The sequence below is a fragment of the Roseateles chitinivorans genome (genome assembly GCF_050632235.1).
GTDB classification, from domain to species: domain Bacteria; phylum Pseudomonadota; class Gammaproteobacteria; order Burkholderiales; family Burkholderiaceae_C; genus Roseateles; species Roseateles chitinivorans_A.
On record NZ_CP192584.1, the window covers coordinates 3,670,978 to 3,688,806 of the forward strand.

General features: G+C 65.3%; 16 protein-coding genes and 2 pseudogenes. 9 read left to right on the top strand and 9 right to left on the bottom strand.

Features of this window, described 5'->3' with window-relative positions; translation table 11 throughout:
- Positions 1-720: 720 nt before the first annotated feature.
- The 3 genes from ACQ859_RS16765 to ACQ859_RS16775 form a co-directional block, all read right to left on the bottom strand.
- Positions 721-1,209, bottom strand: coding sequence for a hypothetical protein (locus ACQ859_RS16765; RefSeq protein WP_431257555.1), 489 nt, complete (start codon positions 1,207-1,209; stop codon positions 721-723).
- Positions 1,210-1,918: 709 nt separating this feature from the next.
- On the bottom strand, positions 1,919-2,326 hold the full coding sequence (locus ACQ859_RS16770; RefSeq protein ID WP_431261892.1) for an Hsp20/alpha crystallin family protein: 408 nt from the start codon (positions 2,324-2,326) through the stop codon (positions 1,919-1,921).
- A 16-nt stretch (positions 2,327-2,342) separates the two neighbouring features.
- Complete coding sequence (locus ACQ859_RS16775) at positions 2,343-2,789, bottom strand: Hsp20/alpha crystallin family protein (RefSeq protein WP_431257553.1); 447 nt, start codon at positions 2,787-2,789, stop codon at positions 2,343-2,345.
- A gap of 1,200 nt (positions 2,790-3,989) precedes the next feature.
- Between ACQ859_RS16775 and ACQ859_RS16780 the strand changes: the two are divergent.
- The 4 genes and pseudogenes from ACQ859_RS16780 to ACQ859_RS16795 all read left to right on the top strand — a co-directional run.
- Positions 3,990-4,298 (top strand): annotated as a pseudogene (locus ACQ859_RS16780) (DUF7151 family protein); the annotation flags it as partial.
- A gap of 71 nt (positions 4,299-4,369) precedes the next feature.
- A pseudogene (locus ACQ859_RS16785) lies at positions 4,370-4,480 on the top strand (DUF7151 family protein); the annotation flags it as partial.
- Positions 4,481-4,669: 189 nt separating this feature from the next.
- Complete coding sequence (locus tag ACQ859_RS16790) at positions 4,670-6,013, top strand: WD40/YVTN/BNR-like repeat-containing protein (protein WP_431261476.1); 1,344 nt, start codon at positions 4,670-4,672, stop codon at positions 6,011-6,013.
- A 262-nt stretch (positions 6,014-6,275) separates the two neighbouring features.
- Positions 6,276-8,261 carry a response regulator gene (locus ACQ859_RS16795; RefSeq protein ID WP_431257552.1) on the top strand — a complete coding sequence of 662 codons (1,986 nt, stop codon included), beginning with the start codon at positions 6,276-6,278 and terminating at the stop codon, positions 8,259-8,261.
- A 261-nt stretch (positions 8,262-8,522) separates the two neighbouring features.
- Here the strand turns inward: ACQ859_RS16795 and ACQ859_RS16800 are convergent, their stop codons facing one another.
- Positions 8,523-9,752, bottom strand: a complete 1,230-nt coding sequence (locus ACQ859_RS16800; RefSeq protein WP_431257551.1) for a hypothetical protein — start codon at positions 9,750-9,752, stop codon at positions 8,523-8,525.
- A 215-nt stretch (positions 9,753-9,967) separates the two neighbouring features.
- On the opposite strand from ACQ859_RS16800, the gene ACQ859_RS16805 reads away from it, so the two are divergent.
- Together ACQ859_RS16805 and ACQ859_RS16810 are read left to right on the top strand one after the other, a co-directional pair.
- Positions 9,968-11,146 carry a zinc-dependent alcohol dehydrogenase gene (locus tag ACQ859_RS16805; RefSeq protein ID WP_431257550.1) on the top strand — a complete coding sequence of 393 codons (1,179 nt, stop codon included), beginning with the start codon at positions 9,968-9,970 and terminating at the stop codon, positions 11,144-11,146.
- Between the two features lie 13 nt (positions 11,147-11,159).
- The gene (locus tag ACQ859_RS16810) at positions 11,160-11,957 is read left to right on the top strand and encodes an SDR family NAD(P)-dependent oxidoreductase (protein ID WP_431257549.1); all 798 of its coding nucleotides are present in this window, start codon (positions 11,160-11,162) and stop codon (positions 11,955-11,957) included.
- 134 nt (positions 11,958-12,091) lie between these two features.
- On the opposite strand, the gene ACQ859_RS16815 is transcribed toward ACQ859_RS16810, so the two are convergent.
- Positions 12,092-12,433, bottom strand: coding sequence for a hypothetical protein (locus ACQ859_RS16815; protein WP_431257548.1), 342 nt, complete (start codon positions 12,431-12,433; stop codon positions 12,092-12,094).
- Positions 12,434-12,568: 135 nt separating this feature from the next.
- Between ACQ859_RS16815 and ACQ859_RS16820 the strand changes: the two genes are divergently transcribed.
- Positions 12,569-13,012, top strand: coding sequence for a response regulator (locus ACQ859_RS16820; protein ID WP_431257547.1), 444 nt, complete (start codon positions 12,569-12,571; stop codon positions 13,010-13,012).
- A gap of 53 nt (positions 13,013-13,065) precedes the next feature.
- Here ACQ859_RS16820 and ACQ859_RS16825 read toward each other — a convergent pair whose 3' ends face one another.
- Complete coding sequence (locus ACQ859_RS16825) at positions 13,066-13,656, bottom strand: DNA-3-methyladenine glycosylase (protein ID WP_431257546.1); 591 nt, start codon at positions 13,654-13,656, stop codon at positions 13,066-13,068.
- Between the two features lie 394 nt (positions 13,657-14,050).
- Here ACQ859_RS16825 and ACQ859_RS16830 point away from each other — a divergent pair, with 394 nt between their 5' ends.
- On the top strand, positions 14,051-14,566 hold the full coding sequence (locus ACQ859_RS16830; protein ID WP_431257545.1) for a hemerythrin domain-containing protein: 516 nt from the start codon (positions 14,051-14,053) through the stop codon (positions 14,564-14,566).
- A gap of 164 nt (positions 14,567-14,730) precedes the next feature.
- Positions 14,731-15,267 carry a cysteine hydrolase family protein gene (locus ACQ859_RS16835; RefSeq protein WP_431257544.1) on the top strand — a complete coding sequence of 179 codons (537 nt, stop codon included), beginning with the start codon at positions 14,731-14,733 and terminating at the stop codon, positions 15,265-15,267.
- A gap of 2 nt (positions 15,268-15,269) precedes the next feature.
- Here ACQ859_RS16835 and ACQ859_RS16840 read toward each other — a convergent pair whose 3' ends face one another.
- From ACQ859_RS16840 to ACQ859_RS16850, 3 genes are all read right to left on the bottom strand, one after another.
- Entirely contained in the window at positions 15,270-15,731 is a 462-nt protein-coding gene (locus ACQ859_RS16840) for a DUF421 domain-containing protein (RefSeq protein ID WP_431257543.1), read from the bottom strand.
- A gap of 146 nt (positions 15,732-15,877) precedes the next feature.
- Positions 15,878-16,744: a YbhB/YbcL family Raf kinase inhibitor-like protein gene (locus ACQ859_RS16845; protein WP_431266577.1), complete on the bottom strand. Its 867-nt coding sequence runs from the start codon at positions 16,742-16,744 to the stop codon at positions 15,878-15,880.
- Positions 16,745-16,746: 2 nt separating this feature from the next.
- Entirely contained in the window at positions 16,747-17,784 is a 1,038-nt protein-coding gene (locus ACQ859_RS16850; RefSeq protein WP_431261893.1) for a PQQ-dependent sugar dehydrogenase, read from the bottom strand.
- Positions 17,785-17,829 lie beyond the last annotated feature (45 nt).

Consider the following 17,829-nt stretch of genomic DNA (forward strand, 5'->3'; position numbering starts at 1 on the left):
CTGCCGACGAATCGTGCGAGCAGTGCTGCAGTTTCTAAAACGGCTAGCACATCGCACTCTTGCCCGGGGCCCCCCGCACACATTGCCGATCCAGCCGCCAGTCCAGCGCCTCAGACTCGTTAATCCTCCTGCGTCTCAGCCGCCCCTTGCGAGTGGGCGGCAACGAGCCGGGTGGTGCATGCCTGCGGCAAATCGCGGTACCCGCTGGGCGGGTCGTACTCGTGTTGCGACGACATGCCACCAGCGTGGCCGATCAAGCGGCAGTCGGAACCGCTTGGCGGGTTGAGTGACGCTTATGTGGACGTGCTGCGCGACGGCGGAGGAGGGCTTACCTCGTCGTGCCCGGGCCCGGGGATGCCCGCGCCCATGCACTCGTCCTCCTGGTTCGTGGGCTTGCGAGGCTGCCAGTCGCGTGCGAAACACGGCGTCGCGGAAGGTTTGTGACGGCGAATCGTTTCCCGGGCCAGCAGGTAGGCCTGAAGTTGCGCCTGAGAACGCCGCTGAGAACTGACGCGCCGTGACGTGTTCTGTTCAACGTTGGGTTCGAGGGATGTGTGAGCCATTTTGATCACGCAGCGGATTGGTTGTTCCACCCTTGCTTGTTCCGAGTGGCTGGAAAAGATCGTTGCTTCTTTTGCATCGAGGTGCCCGTGTCGTCGTGAAGACCACGACGACCACGAGCACGACCACGACCATCACGAGCACGAGCACGACCACGTTTCAGTCGAGGACGAGCCCGAAGCCCATTTGGGCCCAGTTGTCGTCCCCTGCGATCCAGGCCTTCACCGCGCGCCAGTGCGTCGCAGGTTCGTCCACCAACTGGCGCGCGTCAATGGCACGCGCCAGTCGCTCGCGGGCTTCTTCCGGCCTCATCGCGATCTCGCCTCTCAACCACCTTCGCAGGGCCTGCAGTTGTGCCGTCGGAAGAGGTTCTGGCGGGTGGATGCTTCTTGCGTCGCCTCGACGCTGCCACGCTTCGCAAGGCGCGCGCGCATCGACCGGCGCGTTAGGGTTGCGCATCGGTACGTCGGGGAAGACAAGGCCAGCGCGTTCACGGGCGTCGCCCTTTTCGGTGGCTGACAGGGCGGCAGCCTCAGCCTCGTGCCGCGCGGCCTTGGCGGTGGGCGCTTCCCGATGACTCTGCAGGCTCACGCCATTCATGGGACGGGTGTGAGCGGCTTCGCAGAATTGAACTGCCTTGACGGTCATGTTGGAACTCCTTGCATCTCCTTAAGTTGAAACGATGATGGAAGGCGTTTAACGCCGAGGAATTAGCGAGTCTCGCCCGTGACCAGATGAACATCGCGCTTACCTTTTGCCGGCTGAAGGTCCGGAAAAGACGAGGGGTGATCAACTCGTGGCGAAGGCGAGGCGTGGCAAACGTGGTCCCAAGCCTGCTCAACGCCTCGAGCGTCGAGGATCCTGATCAACGGCGCTGACTCGGTCGGACAGTCGGAATTTTTAGCAAGCCGGGTGTGAAAATCAAGCCTCGCCGACCTTGATCGGTGCGCTGCCGCGGCGCGCTCCGGCGCCGCGAGCGGCGCTTGTCCGAGCGCAACCTGCGGCGGCGCCGCACATGCGGTGGGCCTCGAAAGTTTCGACCTCTGGTCGCGGACGGCGGACACACCTTTCCTTTACTGAAGTCCGTGTGATCGCTGGGCTGTGGCGGCCGCGTACGCTACGGCCCTTGCGGCGCGAAAGCACGTCCGTGAGCAGGCATGGCCGAAGAGCGAAGCGACGCGCGGACCGCGCAGGCGCCCCATGACGATCGGACGGCCACGGCATTGCCAATCCCGACGGCCAACTAGAACGGCCGCGCGCAGCGATGTTGGGTGATCGAACACGTGCTTTCGTCCCGCGCGGATCGCACGACGTCGCGCCGGCCCTCGCATGGGAGGGACGGCGCGAGGATCGCGTATCAGGTGGCGCGCACCTCAATACGACGAGGCTTGGCGTGCGCTGCTTTGGGAATGCGCAGCTTTAGCACGCCTGCCGACAGCTCTGCTTGTACGTTTTCCGTGTCGAGTTCATGGCTGAGGGTAAAAACCCGGCGAAACTTGGCCAGCCGAACCTCTGCATGGCTGCTCGACAAACCCGCCGGGATCGAAAAGTCTGTCTCGGCTTCGATGGTCAACGCGTCGCGCTCGACTTGCAGGTTGAGCTTTTCCGCGCTCACGCCGGGCAGGTCTGCGAACACCGTGATGCCGACCGCATCCTCCACGACGTCCACGGGGGGCGTCAGCGTGGCGTCACTGAAGCGATTGGCGTTCGACGCGGTGCCGGGGTTGACCGGGGCGGAATGCTGTGTGGTTTGCAATTGGCTCATGATCGTCTCCCTTGTCTCAAGCGGCCGGTTGGATCTGCACGCGCCGCGGCTGCGTGGCTTGTTTGCGAGGCACGGTCACGTGGAGCAAGCCTTCGCGCATCTGGGCCGTCACTGCCTCGCCGTTGGCATCCTCAGGCAGGGACAGCGCCCGTCGGAATTTGCCGGCGAAGCGCTCGTTGATATGCACGCTCGCGCGCTCGTCGAGCTGACTGAGCGGGGAGCCGCGCTCGCCCGAAATGGTGAGCAGCCCCTGCTCGACATGCACCTCGATCGATTGCGGGTCCACGCCCGGAGCAAAGGCGTACACCTCGATCGCTTCCGGCGTCGTGCCGACGTTCAGCGCCGGGAAGGAGTGGCGACCAAAGCCGCGGATGGTGGGGGACAGGTCGAACGCCTGCTGCATCTCCCGCTGCAGGCGATCCATGTCCGCGAAGAAGTCGCGAGGGAACAAAGATCGATACATGATGAGTCCTCCATCAAGGGTCTGAAAAGTGGCGCATGCAGCCCCTGCTGCGCACCGACGCCGACTTAGGAGTTCCTCGAAGGATTTCAAGAGGGGCAATGAATGGCGTTGGTCTCACTGGCGTGCGCCCGGCGCTGCACGGCGCGCGCGCCGCCTGCTGGACGGACCCATCTGAGTATTGCGAAGGTGACCTCAGGCGCCTTAGGATTCGAACTACGAGGTGACGGAGCTGAACATGACCGACATTTCTTGGTATCCCGAGTTTTCTGCCAGGCTCACTCCATCGGGCAACTTCGCTCCGGTCGTACTCCTTTTCAGGAGCGGGGGGAGGGCTGTCGTGAGGCGAGCTGGACCTATGCTGGCGAGTACCCAAGCGCCAGCGAGGCTGCCTCTGCGGCTCGGCGGCAGTACAGTGGCGACTCGGCTCCCGCAGGTGATAGTCGCAGTCAGGCGTAATTGCGGAGCCCTTGGCCTCCCGGCATGCGCGCGAGTGGCGGTGCGAGGTGTAGAGAGACGGGCCAATGGCGCCGCTCGACCATGCAGCGCATGGTGCGCACGTCAGTGGACAGTGGCGATGGCGATGGCGCCTGACGCTCGCCAGGCCACCGCCTGAGAGCTTACGCTGCGCGGCGGGGTTCCACTTCGAACGTCCAGGGCGCATGCATAGGCTTTGGCCTGCGTCATGAAGCTGAACCAGACGTCCACTTCTGAGGGGATTTGGTCGGCGCCACCACGGTTCGCCGGGTGACGCGCGGCGCAGATGGAGCGAGAGCTCGCCTCTTATAGTGCGGCCCTGTAATTTGCCAAAGGGCGCGGCCAAGCCGTCACCGGGTAGCCGACAACGCTGCCGGGTGCAATCACGTGCAAGCTCCGGCGTTCCGCGGTTTCCAGCGCCAACTTTTAGAAGGCTCGGCATGCAGAGGCCATCGGTGGGGGCGCGGCACCCGACTACGCCTTTCACGCCATTCGCTGTGGCATGCCAGCGTTGTGGCGGCTACGCAGAGCGGTGCCCGTAGATATGTTCCCACGTCTTCATCCGAGGGCGTTAAAGCGAGGCGAACTCGCGACACTCTTCGAATATTTTCGGCACTTTCCGAAACCGCCTTTCCCGCAGGATACGGCGTTTGAAGATACTGCGACGCATCGCGCTGTGAAGGCCGCAAGGTGCGGCAGCCGGCGGCGTACACCTCGATATCAACTATGTACCACACCTGCGCTTACCCTCGACGGCTTGAATTGCGACGCTGCCTTCCTCTATTGCTTCACGTGCCGCCGCGCGGGCTGCTTGGCGTTGGACTTGCCCTCGCCGCGGCGTTGCTGACGGCGTGCGGCGGCTCCTCTGATCCCGATTCGCCACCCGACACAGCGGCGGGCACGTTCGCCGTCACGTTGGTTCGTGTTTCGGCTGAAGCGCCAGGCGGCCACTGTGCGGCCGGTGGCTCGCGTATCGACTCCGGACGCGACGCTGACGCCAACGGTGCGCTGGTCGACGGCGAGGTCACGTCGACGCAATATGTCTGTAACGGGCTCACCGGCGCGGGGGGCCCACGGGGGCGACCGGCCAATCCACGCTGGTGCGAGTGCGCGCCGAGCCTGCAGGCGTCAACTGCGCGCAAGGCGGGTCGGTCATCGCTGCCGGGCTCGATGCAAACGGCAGCGGCGTGCTCGAGGACGGGGAAGTGAGCAGCGTCGCATACGTGTGCAGCGGCGCCAACGGTTCTAACGGAGCTAACGGCTCAAACGGCTCAAACGGCTCAAACGGCTCTACGGGGCCCACTGGTCCGACAGGCCCCACCGGTCCCACTGGCCCCGCTGGCCCCACTGGTCCCACTGGTCCGACCGGACCGACCGGTCCCACCGGTTCTACCGGATCGTCGGGATTGGATGCGTTGCTGGCGCTCAGCGCAGAGCCTTCCGGCGCCAACTGTGTCTACGGCGGCCAGCGTGTGCAGTCCGGCCAGGATGGCAACCGCAACGGCATCCTGGATGCCGGCGAGGTCATGTCCACGAGTTACCTGTGCAGCGCCGCGCCCGCCGACACCCGTTGGGTGAACGTCACCGCATCATCCATTCAGGCGGAGGCGAATACCGGATACCTCGCCAATGCCAGCTCTGCTGTAGTCATCACGCTGCCCACCGCGCCAGTCATCGGCGACTGGATCAAGGTGACCGGGGTGGGGTCGGGAGGGTGGACCATCGCGCAAAACGCCTCTCAAAGTATTTCGACCGTCGGACTGCCGGGCGGCAATCTGGTGGACTGGGCTGCCAAGCCGATCTCGGGTAACTGGTCCAGCGTCGGCATGTCGAGCAATGGGGTCAACCAGGTGGCGGCGACATCCTCTGGCGACCTGTTCACCTCGACGGACGGTGGCGACCACTGGACGCTCCGCCTGACCGGCCAAGTCTGGTCTGGGGTCGCCATGTCGTCGGACGGGTCACACATCCTGGCCGCGACCAATGGCGGCGCGCTGTTCACGTCCCCCGACGGCGGCGTCAGTTGGAGCAACGATGCCTCAGGGCGAGCATGGAGCGCCGTGGCCACGTCTGCCGATGGCCAGCGTCTGGTCGCCACGGCCTACCTGGGGCAGATCTGGACGTCCTCCGACGCGGGGTTGAGCTGGACGCCTCGCGACAGCAATCGCGCCTGGCGCGCCGTGGCCTCTTCTGCGGACGGGCGCGTGCTGGTCGCCGCCACCAACGGCGCGCAGCTGTATGTCTCGACCGACTTCGGCGCAAGCTGGACGCCCAGGGCATCCGCTCAGTTCTGGTGGAGCGTGAGCACCTCGGCTGACGGCAAGCGCATGTTTGCCACGGTCGACACCGGCGTCATCTGGCGTTCCGAAGATTTCGGCGTCAGTTGGGACACCGCGTCGACGAGCCGCGATTGGCGCGGGATCGCCACGTCTGCGGATGGCCGCTATGTCGTGGCCGCCACGGCGGGCGGCAGGCTGTTCGAATCGCCCGATGGCGGCACGTCCTGGCGTGCCACGGCCGACGCCGGCGCCTGGTCGGCCGTCGCCAGCAGTGCGAATGGTCAGACGCTGCTGGCAGCCAAGACGGGTGCGGCGTTGTATGGCGGAACGCGCCGCACGGCCACCACCCCCGGCGCGGCGGGTACGCTGTCGGGAGGGCAAGCCGACGCCCTTCAGCTTCAGTACGTGGGCGGCGGGTTGTTCATGCCGATCAGCTTCGTGCTGGCGACGTCGGCGTTCACGCCGCTCTAGTCGAACGCAGGCACCTGAGCTGGCCCGGCCCGCCCCGGCCCGGCCCGCCCCGCCCGATCGCGGGGCGCGCCCCGAAAAGCGCGCAAGTGCGCTCGCGGGCGCCGGGGTGAGCGTTCCATGTCGCGTGACCGCTCGGGCCTCTTCTCCGTCGCACCCGACGTTCAACTTCCTTTCGGGCCAGGGGCCCGCGTTGGACTCGGCTCACCGTGCCGATCGGTCTTTTGCATTCGAGTGACAATGCGTCCACAGGACGGGGGCGGGGATGAGTCTGGGCGAGGTTGTCGAAGAATCCGCAAGTCGCGCGCAGCAGCGTCTGGCCTTCGGGCTCTCGGCTGTGCTGCTGGCGGCTGCGGCGGCGCTCACGCCCTATGCGTCGACGCCCCTGCCTGAACTTTCCCACATCAGCGGCATGTACGGTGCAGCGGTGGCGATGATCAATCTGGCCACGTTCTGGCTGCTTGTCTCAGCCCCCGCGCAGACTCGGGCGCATTCGGCCATCGCCGCGGCGTATCTGTTCGCCGGGCTGATGGCGGTCTTGCATGTCCTCACTTTCCCCGGCGCCGTCCTGCAAAGTCAGCCGGTACTCGGCTCGCCCCACGCGGTCAGTTGGCTGTTCATCGTCTGGCGCGCCGGATTTGCCCTCTTCGTGGGCTGGGCCGCCTGGCGCGGGGAGGTCGCCACGTCTCGCAGTCCCGTCGACGGATCCTGGCCGGTGGTGCTGGCGGTGCTCGCCACCGTGCTGGCGGCCGTTGCCTCGCAATGCACGGACGCGGCGGCCATCACGCTCGCCGGTGGCCGGCAGCTGTTCAGTACCTTCAGCATCTATGGGTCCTACGCGGCCGGGGCCATCGCGGTGCTGGCCGTGGCGCTGATCTGGCGGCGCGGCTTGTACAGGCGCTCGATCTTCGTGTGGCTGGTCTTCGTCATGACTGCCGAGGCCGCGGGCGTCTGGCTCAGCACCTTCAGCGGCGGTCGCTACACGATCGCTTGGTATGGCGCCCGCATCGAAGGGGTTCTGGTGAGCGCGGTCATGCTGCTGGTCCTGGCGCAGCATTTCAGGCGCCTTCAGCATCGTCTGGCCAATTCGGTCGACGCTCTTCGTTACCGCACCGAGCGCCTGCAGGCGGAGATCCTGCGAAGGGAACGGCTGGAGGCGCAGCTGGCGCAGGCGGAAAAGCTCAAAGCGGTGGGGCAGCTCGGCGCGAGCCTGGCGCACGACTTGAACAATATTCTGCAAGTGATCACCGGGCGGCTGTCCATCTTGCAGCGCAGGGTTGGCGCGGCGGCGGACGCCGATGTGGAAGTGATCCGCCGCAATGTCCGCAAGGCGGAGGTGCTGACGCGGCAACTCACGTCGCTGTCCGGGCGGCGCCACTTCCTCGCCCAGTCCGTGGACATGATCGCAGCGCTGCAAGGGACAGCGGAAGCAGCCCGCCTCCTCCTCGACGCGCACCACAAATTGCTGCTGGAGGTGCCTGACGAGCTGCCCCCGCTGACGCTGGACGCCTTGGAGTTCGAAGTCGCGGTCACGAACCTGGTGACCAACGCGCGTGACGCCATGCCCGACGGCGGGATGGTGACGATCCGGGCGTTCCTCGGCGCGCGCGCCGCGAGCCCGACATTGGTTGTCGAAGTGAGCGACACAGGTGTCGGGATCCGTCCGGAGATCCGGGAGCATATTTTCGAGCCGTTCTTCTCGACCAAGGAGCCGGGCAAGGGCACTGGCCTTGGGCTGGCGCAGGTCGCCGCCTTCACCGGCAAGAGCCACGGGCGCGTCGAGTTGCGCAGTGTCATGGGCGAGGGAACGACCGTCGCACTCGCGTTTTCGCTCGCCCCAGGTGCGATGTCGCCCACGGCCGGCCCCTCGTCGACCGGAGGCGTTGTACACACGGCAACACTCGCTGCGGGCGACGTGGTGCTGCTGGTGGACGACAACGACGACGTGAGGGAAGCCTCGGCGCAGCTGCTGGAGGCCGGTGGATTCGTTGTGATGGCCGCCCGCAGCGCCAGGGAGGCGCTGGCATTCATAAACGATGGCTTCACGCCCCATGTCGTGATCTCCGACATCGTGATGCCGGGCGGCATGCACGGGGTGGAGCTCGTGCGGCAGATCCGGCAGCGGCATCCCCAGGTGAAGTCGGTGCTCGTCACCGGTCACAGCGACGTGGCCGAAGGCGCGCGCAGGGAAGGAGTGGCCGTGATTCCCAAGCCTTACGACATGCAGACGCTGCTGCGAGCGCTTGGATAGCTGCCCGTTGCGGCCTTGGTGAACGCCTGTTGAGTGGATTGTCAGGCGGTGTCCCTGTCCTGGCCGTCGGCAACTAAGCCGTCATGGACTGGCCGGTGATGCAGGGATATCGCCACGCATGCGCCCAATATTTGCTCGAGCAGAGCGCGTTACGTGACTGAAGGGGACCGTGACCCAAGCGGGATAGTGGGCGACCAGAAAACCGTGCATAAAAAGATCCCAGCGGTGACGCTGGGATCTCGGCTTACTTCACGCGATCTCTCACTTGGACTTGTCGGTCGCCGTGCCAGATGTGCCAGATGTGCCCGACGCGCCCGACCCAGCCGACCCACCCGAGGTTAACGACGTCCCGGACCCGGCTGACGAAGCGGTAGACGAGGGGGTGGACGTTCCAGTGGATCCGCTGGACAGACTCGATCCGGCCGAAGCCGTTTGGTTGCGGTCGCTGCGATCGCTGCGACCACTGCTGTCATTGCGATCACCGGAGGCGCCGTAACCGCTGCCCGAGCCACTGCTTCCTTGGCCATACCGCGAGGTATCGGACGTCTCTTGGTCCAGCGACTGGGACGACCCGGAGGAGCCGGCGCCACTACTGCCTTGCCCTTGACGCGTCGAGCGTTCGGAACGCCACTTGTTGAAGTCGTCCGAGAATCTCTGATAACGCTCCTGACGCCAGCCGTGATAGTCGTTGTCGAGTGCGCGCATCTGTTCGTGGCGCCACTGCTCGTAATCCGGGTCGTAGTGCGACTGGCGTCCCTGGGACTGTCGGGGCTGCGATTGCCCACCTTGCCACTGCCCACCTTGGGATTGCCCGCCTTGCCACTGTCCGCCTTGGGACTGCCCGCCTTGGGACTGCCAGTTCCGTTGCTGGCCTCCTCCCTGCGAGCCTCGGCCTTCGCTGGAGCCGCCGTAGTGCTCACTGAGCGAATCCGCATAGCTGTCGGATCCGGAGCCAGCCATACCGCCGTAGTCGCGGCGACTGCTGTCCTCGCCCCAGCCTTCGTGACGCGGGCCCTGGTCGCGATAGCGATCCGACGTCCCCTGGCCATAGCCGCTTGAAGTGCCGTAGCTGCTGCTGCCGTAGTTGCCGGAACCGCTATAGCTGTCTTGCCTGCCGTAGTTGCCGCCGCCGTAGTTGCCACTGTTGCCGCCCATCGAACGGCTGCGGTCGCCGCCCCAGGCGTCGCTGTCGGGGCCGCCGCGGTAGCCGCCCTGACTTTGGAAGTCGCCGTGGCTGCGGTATTCCTGACGGTAGTCGTCGCGATAGTCATTCCGATGGTCGTCGCGATAGTCGCTGCCGCCGGCGTATCCCCGGTAGCCGCTGCCGCGCTGGTCGTCGGTGTTTGCCTGGTAGCTGCCTTGGTACTCGGACCGCTGCTCGCCGCGGGATTGATCCGATCGGCTGCCGTAGTTCGTACGTCCGCGGTCAGCGTCGTCCCATTGATTGTCTTGGCGCTGATCTTGTCTGCCTCGTTGTCCATACGGGTTCATGGCGACTCCTTGTAAGCCTCAAACCGGGGTGATGGCACCGATGACGCCCGTCACCGGTTCCCACAGACGATGGGCAAGGTTGATGCCGTTGCCGTCGCCTTTCGAACTGCGAGACCAGTCGGTGCCGTGGGTACCGTGGGTACCGTGGGTACTGAAGTTGCCTGACCAAGCGACTTCCACCCATTGCAGCCGCCGCGGCGGTCAGGAGTACTTCCATGCTTGCTTTGACTTATCACGGCGCCAAAGATGTGCGCGTTGAAACCGTGCCTGATCCGGTGCTCGCCGCCGATGACGATCTGCTGCTGCGCGTGACCGCGACCGCGATCTGCGGATCCGACCTGCACATCTATCGCGGCAAGATCCCCGACATGAAGTCGGGGGACATCCTCGGCCATGAGTTCATGGGCGTGGTCGAGGAGGTAGGGCGCGGCGTGACCAATGTGAAGCCCGGCGACCGGGTCGTCGTCCCGTTCACGATCTCATGCGGCGACTGCTTCTTCTGCGGCCGCAAGCTCTTTGCCGCCTGCGAGACGACTAACCCCGGACGCGGCGCGATTCTCAACAAGAAAGACATTCGTCCCGGGGCCGGACTGTTCGGCTACAGCCACCTGTATGGTGGCTACGCCGGTGGCCAGGCGCAGTACGTGCGTGTGCCCAAGGCCAACGTCGGCCCCCTCGTGATTCCCGACACGCGTCTGGCTGACGAACAGGTGCTCTTCCTGTCCGACATCCTGCCGACCGGCTATCAGGCCGCGTTGAACGCACAGATCACCGCCGGCTCCAGTGTGGCGATCTTCGGCGCGGGCCCGGTGGGCATGATGGCGGCTGCCAGCGCGCGGCTGCTTGGCGCGGAACGCATCTTAATGGTGGACCACCATCCGTATCGGCTGGCGTTCGCCAAGGAGACGTACGGTGTGCTGCCCATCGACTTCGACCAGGTCGACGATCCGGCGCAACTGATCATCGAACAGACCGACCATCGCGGCGTGGACGCCTCGATCGACGCGGTCGGGTTCGAGGCCAAGGGCAGCACTGTCGAGACGGTCCTGTCCACGCTCAAGCTGGAAGGCTCGAGCGGCACGTCCCTGCGCTGGGCCATTGCGGCGACGCGCCGCGGCGGCGTCGTGAGCGTGCCGGGCGTGTACGCCGGGTTCATCCACGGCTTCCTGTTCGGTGACGCGTTCGAAAAGGGACTGAGCTTTGCGAGCGGTCAGACGCACGCCCAGCGCCACATGCCCGAGCTGCTGCGACACATCGAGGAGGGCACGCTCAAGCCCGAGGTGATCGTCAGCCATCGCATGCCGCTCGCCGATGCGGCGCACGGCTACGAGGTGTTCAACAAGAAGGAAGAAGACTGCCGCAAGGTGGTGCTGACGCCATTCCCCACGCATTGAACCAGGAGTCATCATGAACTCGAATGACATCGTCACAAGGCCGCTGGCAGTGGTCACCGGCGCGTCCAGTGGCATCGGCCGCGAGCTGGCGCTGGAATGCGCGCGTCATGGCTACGATCTGCTGCTCGCCGCCGATCGGCCGCTGGAAGACACCGCGGCGGCCTGCGGCGCCGAAGGGGCGAGCGTGCAGCTCGTCAACGCGGACCTAGCCACGATGGCCGGTGTGGACGCGGTCCATGAGGCCCTCGCGGGCCGGCGCGTCGACGCACTGCTGGCCAACGCGGGTCACGGACTGGGTCACGCATTCCTGGACCAGGACTTCAAGGGCGTGCGTCACGTCATCGATACGAACATCACCGGGACGCTGGACCTCATCCAGCGAGTAGGACGCGAGATGCGCGATCGCAACGCCGGCAAGATCCTGATCACCGGTTCGATCGCCGGCCTGATGCCGGGCGCCTTCCAGGCCGTCTACAACGGCACGAAGGCCTTCATCGACTCGTTCGCCTATGCGTTGCGCAACGAGCTGAAGGACACCCACGTGTCGGTGACCGTGCTGATGCCGGGCCCGACCGACACGGAGTTCTTCCGCCGAGCGGACTTGACCGATACAAAGGTGGGCACTGACGAGAAGCAGCCGCCGGTGGAGGTTGCCAAGGCCGGTTATGAGGCGATGGAAGATGGCGAAGGCTCGGTGGTCGCCGGTTGGAAGAACAAGATCCAGGCCGTGTTGGCGAACGTCACGCCGGCCGAGATGCTGGCTGAGCAGCACCGGAAGATCACGGAGCCGGGTAGCGCCAACAAATCGTAGCCAGCGGCGCAAGGATGCCTCGACACCCACCCCACCGCGTCGGCGCCAGACCATAGTGGGGAGGGGCGATGGTAGTGCCGCGGGCTGGATGAGGCGCGGTGCGGCGCGGTTCGGTGCCGTGAGGAAATTCGGCACTATGGGCCTTCCTTCCAATCCGCGAGGAGGCGCAGCGTCGTCGTCAACATCTCGCCTGCATAGCTGCGCTGATGCCGAAGTTCCCAGGCGACGCGTTCGGCTTCGACAAGGTCCAGACGCGAGACCGCCGAGGCAAGCGCTTGATCGAGGTGGCGAGCGTGCGCCTCTGCCTCTTGCCACGTGTGAAGAGCCTCTGACAACTTTGGCGCCATAGCACTGTTGAGCAAGTACGGTGCCGGACGCCAGTCCGTCACGTCACCGGAGTGCCTCGGGTTACGTTCTTCACCCAACTTGTCGAACGGCGAGTGATCCGCCACGGACAACGCCTCGTAGAAGAACAAGCAACCCACCTAGGAAGCAAGCGAGGCCGGACGACCCCAGGCTTACTTGACTTCTTGCAGCAGTGCCACCACCTCGACTGGCCCACCTCAAGGCAGTCGCCTGGTGACGAGGTCAGGCGAGGCGAGGGTCAGTACATGGATGTGGAGGAACGGATGCATGCCGCTTCTTTGCCGGGCGAAAGCCTTTCAGGCAGGCTCGTGTATGTGGAAGACGAGCCCGTCAACGCCTTGTTGATGCAGCACTGGGCCGCGCAGTATCCGAAACTCACGCTGGAGGTCGCGCTGACAGGTGCAACTGGGTTCGCCGCCTGTTTGCGCGAGGTGCCGGACGCGGTGCTGCTGGACAAGCGTCTGCCGGACATGGACGGACTCGACGTGTTGCGCCAATGCCGGGCCGCGCCGACGCTGGCCGGCGTCCCGCTCGTCATCCTCTCGGCAAGCAACGACGTGATTGACATCGAGGCCGCGCTGAGCGCGGGAGCCAGCGCGTACTGGCTCAAGCCTTTTGATTTCCGCGCGCTGGAGCGCGGCCTGCTCGATCTCATGGGTAAGACACGTAAAACACGACCACTGCGTTGAAGCGTTCATCCTTGTGTGTCGCCCCGACGGAAGCGCCGATAACCGGCCCTCGCTCAAACCTTCCTGCTGAGGAATCTTGACTTTGCCAGGGTGAAGCGCCACGGGAGATGCTGTGCCTTGGAGATGCCCACGCGCGTGCCGCTGGCGATGTCTGCTGCCTGATCCATGTCCGGCGGCGCGATAAGTTCGAACGGAGGCTCGTCGATGCGTCGTCTGTCGAGCGCCGCGGTGATCCCCAGGGCCTGCGCCAGCTTGCCAGGCCCGGAGCAGAGCAGGCGCGGATCTTCGAGCTGGCGACGTTGGCGCATCCGCTCCAGTCCATGCGTGGGCTCCAGCGCCCGTATGAGAACCGCTGCGCCATGGTCGCGTTCGCGGCAGACGATGTTGAAGCACCAGTGCAGACCATAGGACCGGTAAACGTAGGTGGAGCCGGGCGCGTCGAACATCGCGGCGTTGCGACGTGTCATGCCGCGAAAGCTATGCGACGCCTCATCGTCCATGTCGTAGGCCTCAGTTTCTACGATGCGTCCGCCGACACCGTCGACGAGCACTGTCCATCCTAGGAGTGAGCGCGCGAGCTCCACGGGCGGTGCGGAGAAGTCGAGGGTGGTCGCCGGGGAGGTGCTGGGCGGAGAGTGACGCATTTGAGGCTTGGGGCGAGCAGTCCTGTTGCCCCAGGATAGCGGCGCGGACGTGGCCATGAACAGGACACGAGCGTGAGCCTTGGGGTTACGCTCGGGCGCCTTTCGCAGGATCGCTCAGCGGGCCGCTCAATCGGGCCGCTCAATCAAGCCGCGCAATCGGGCCGCGCAATCGCCCCCATCGATCTGCGGGAGGGAAGGGCGGCCGGTACGCGAGCGCGTTGCCGCCGTGTCTTGCGCAGTCGCGCGGGGTGAATGCGTGCCCTGTTCACTCGCGCCGCTCGCACCTTGGCGAGGGCGGTAGGTCTGTCGTTTGCCATTCATCCTCACGGCTCGCCAGCGGCACCGCGCTCGCGCAGCTGAAACCTCGACTTTCCAGCAATCGCCAGGAGGCCACATGCCATCGACAGCCACGACCCGATCCACTGCCGTTCGAAAATCCACCGTGAAGGCTTCGCCACGCACCCCGGACGCGGTGACGCTGCTTCGGGCTGACCACAAGAAGGTCGCCGACCTGTTCGAGCAGTTCGAGAAGTCGCGTTCCACCGCCAAGAAGCGCGAACTGGTCGCCCAGATCTGCCAGGAACTGACCGTTCACGCGCAAGTGGAGGAAGAGATCTTCTATCCCGAAGTGCAGGCCGCGTTGCGTGACAAGGAGCTCGTGCCCGAGGCCCGGGTTGAGCACCAGAGCATCAAGGATCTGATCGCCGCCGTGGAAGGCGTGGAGCCTGACGGCGAAGACTACGACGCGAAGGTCAAGGTGATGAGCGAATGGGTCAAGCACCACGTGAAGGAAGAGCAAAACGAGATGTTCCCCAAGGCCAAGAAGTCCAAGCTTGACTTGGTGGACCTGGGTCAGCGTATTCAGAGCCGCAAGGACGAATTGCTTGCTCAGTACCAGACCGCGCATTGAGACAGCGCCATCCCTCGCCAAGTACTGGCTCGGGGTGGCTCCTGCTTGCTCATGCGTGCTCATGCGTGGCCATGCGTGCTCATGCATGCCTATGAATCGCCCCTCACTTCGCAATGACCAAGCCGGCACGTGAGATCGATCATCAGGTCGCCAGCGGAACGGGGATGCCCCGTTCCCGCAAGGTCCTGCTGCTGGTCGATTTCATCAACCCGCTGTCGTTCGATGGGGCGGAGCTCATCGCGCAGGCGGCCGTCGAGGCCGCCAGGTCGGCCGCCCGCTTGAAGAAGCAATTCCATCAAGACGGCGCCTGCGTGATCTACGTCAACGACAACTTCGGCCAGTGGCGCTCGGACGTGCGCACGCTGCTTCGTGAATGCAAGCGAGCGGGCGGCGCCGCGGCGGAGTTGGCGCGGCTGCTCGCGCCGTCCAAGACCGACCTGATGATCCTCAAGCCTCGTCATTCAGGCTTCTACGCCACGCCGCTGGACCTGCTGCTGGAGCAACTCGCGGCCAAGGACCTTGTGATCACGGGACTGGCGACCGACTACTGCGTGAAGTGCACGGCGATGGACGCCTATGTCAGGGGCTATCGGGTCGCGGTCCCCGCAGACTGCACCGCGGCGGAGTCGGATCAGCGCAAGCAAGGGGCGTTGATGTGGATGAAAGAAGTGCTGAAGGCGCGGATAGCGCCGTCGCGCTGACGTTACTTGCGCTTGAGGATGCTGATGCTCCCGTCGCTTTCCAGCACGCCCATGTGAAGATCCGCCAGCTCGCAGTCGGCCTCGCGCAGCGCCTTTTCGACATCCGCGATGCCCAGGCGATGCCGGCGCAACACGGCCTCGAACCACTGCCCGTCCCGCCCGATCAGGACAGGCGAGCCCTCAAGCCAGGCTTCCAGGCGCGGGCTGCGCGATCCCAGAAAACCGATGGCGCCATTCATGACGATCAGTGCGGCGGCCAGAATCCAGGCGCCCGCCACGGAGTCGTCACCGCCGCTCAGCCCGTTGCTCACCGCTTCGCTCAGCAGCATCACGACGAGCAGATCGAACGGGGTGAACTGTCCGACGGTGCGTTTGCCCGATAACCGCACCATCAGAAACAACGCGAGATAGATCAGCGCCGCGCGCGCAAGCAGCTCCCACCATGGCACGTGCATGTCGAACATGTTCCCCGGCTCCTTTCTTTGACTCGCTGATCGTGTGAAGTGATGAACGCAACGTCCACTGTCACGTCCACTGTCACGCCCACTCAACGCCTATTGAGACCGTCCCCAAGGACGTCCTGCAGCAGGCTTATGGGGACGGCGTTGCCTCACTTCGGCGGTTTGACCTCCTTGCGATAGGTACCGACCAGCTCGCCCTTGCGGATCACGTGGCCGGTGGCGGCCTTGAGCACGTCGTCGCGGGTCGCACCAAGGGGCAGCTGCAGGAGGGTATCCAGCGCGAAGATCTGGAAGTGATAGTGATGCGGCGGGTCGCCCACCGGGGGACGCGGGCCGTAGTACCCCACCGAGCCCCGACTCGTGGCGCCTTGCATCAGCCCTGCGGGCTCGGTCAGTCGCTCCTGCTCCTGCAGACCTTCGGGCAGCGATGTCACCTCGGGGGGAATGTTCCAGGCGACCCAGTGAACAAAGGGCGTGATGGGCTTGGAATCGGGATCCTCGGCCAGGAGTACATAGCTCTTGGCCCCGGGCACAGGACTCCATCTCAGCGGGGGCGACACGCCATCGGCGTACTCGCTGTGCTTCCTGGGAATCGCCGCATCTGGTCCGAAAGCGGTGGAGGTGAGGGCGATGGAAGCCACAGACGCCGCGGACTTCGCAGAAGTCGCAGAAGTCGCATCGCGCGCGTCTGTCTCCGATCGATCCTTCGCGAGGGGAACACCGATACCGCGCTGCGCCTGACGCTTCATCTCGTCGGCAGGAGGTTCCATCGCCGCGGCAGTTTTTTCCCTGCCTTCATACGCCACGCGATAGATCACCCCGTTCGCATCGTCTGCCATGAGCAGCGATCCGTCCTTGGCCCACGCGAGGCCGACCGGTCGCGCCATGTGGGTGCGTCCGCCGTCGGTCAGAAATCCGCTGACGAAGGGTTCGAAGCGCTGCGGCTTGCCATCGGCGAAGCGGATGCGCACGATCTCGTACCCCGACGCCGCCTTGCGGTTCCACGAGCCGCGCATCGTCACGAAGGCGTCGCCGGCAAACTCAGCGGGGAAGCGTCCTCCCCCTTGAAGAACACCATCTGCATCGGCGCGGCGTGGGCCTTGTAGCCCAGCGTCATCGGCACGCTGTCGCCCTTCCACTGTTCCTTGGTGATCTCCCCCGGCGGGGTGCTCTGCGGGTTGATGCCGCCGGCGCCCCAGACATGTGGCCAGCCGTAGCGCTTGCCCTGCTCGATGCGATTGAGCTCCTCGGGTTGGATCTCGTCGCCCAGAAAGTCGATGCCATGGTCCATGCCCCAGAGCTCGCCGGTGGCGGGATGCCAGTCGAAGCCGATCGTGTTGCGAAGCCCGCTGGCCACGATCACGCGGCTCTGGCCGTCCGCGGACGCGCGCAGCAGCGTGGCGTTTTCGGGATTGCTCTCGTTGCACGCGTTGCAGGTCGATCCAGCGCTGATGTAGAGCATGCCGTCCGGCCCGAATGCCAGGGTTCGATTGGGATGTTGGCCCGCATCGGGCAGGTCGCCGATGATGAGCTTTGGCTCCCCGACACGACCATCGGCCTGCAGCGGCGCCACGAAGACCTCCTTGACCGTGGCCACGTACAGCTTTCCGTCGTGGATGGCGAGCCCGTGGGCGCCGGCCCGGTCCAGCACCTTCACGCCAGGGCCGTCTGCCCTGCCGTCGCCGTCACGGTCCTCCAGGAGCAGGACATCGCCGGTATCGCGGCGGCTGACGTAGATGCGTCCATCAGGCGCCACCGCGATGATCCGGGCATTCTTCAGGTTCTCGGCAAAGATCGATACCTTGAAGCCGGGCGGTGCCTTGAGCCCGTTCAGGCGCGCCTGGGTGGGTTGCACCTTGTCGGGCTTGAACACGTGCGTGCGGATGGGGACATCGGTGCCGTCCCCTGCTGCGCGCGGACCGTCAGCGACAGGCAGGCGCTCAAAACGAGCAGCAATGTGCAGGAGCGAGAGGTCATGAGACACCCGAGGAGAAAAGGTGTCCGTGGCAGGCAGGTGGCATTCCCGCAGCGCACTGCGCAAAGGCAGTGCTCGCAAGAACGTCGCTCGAACGCGGCCGCGGCCCCGACAGGCGCGGGCTGG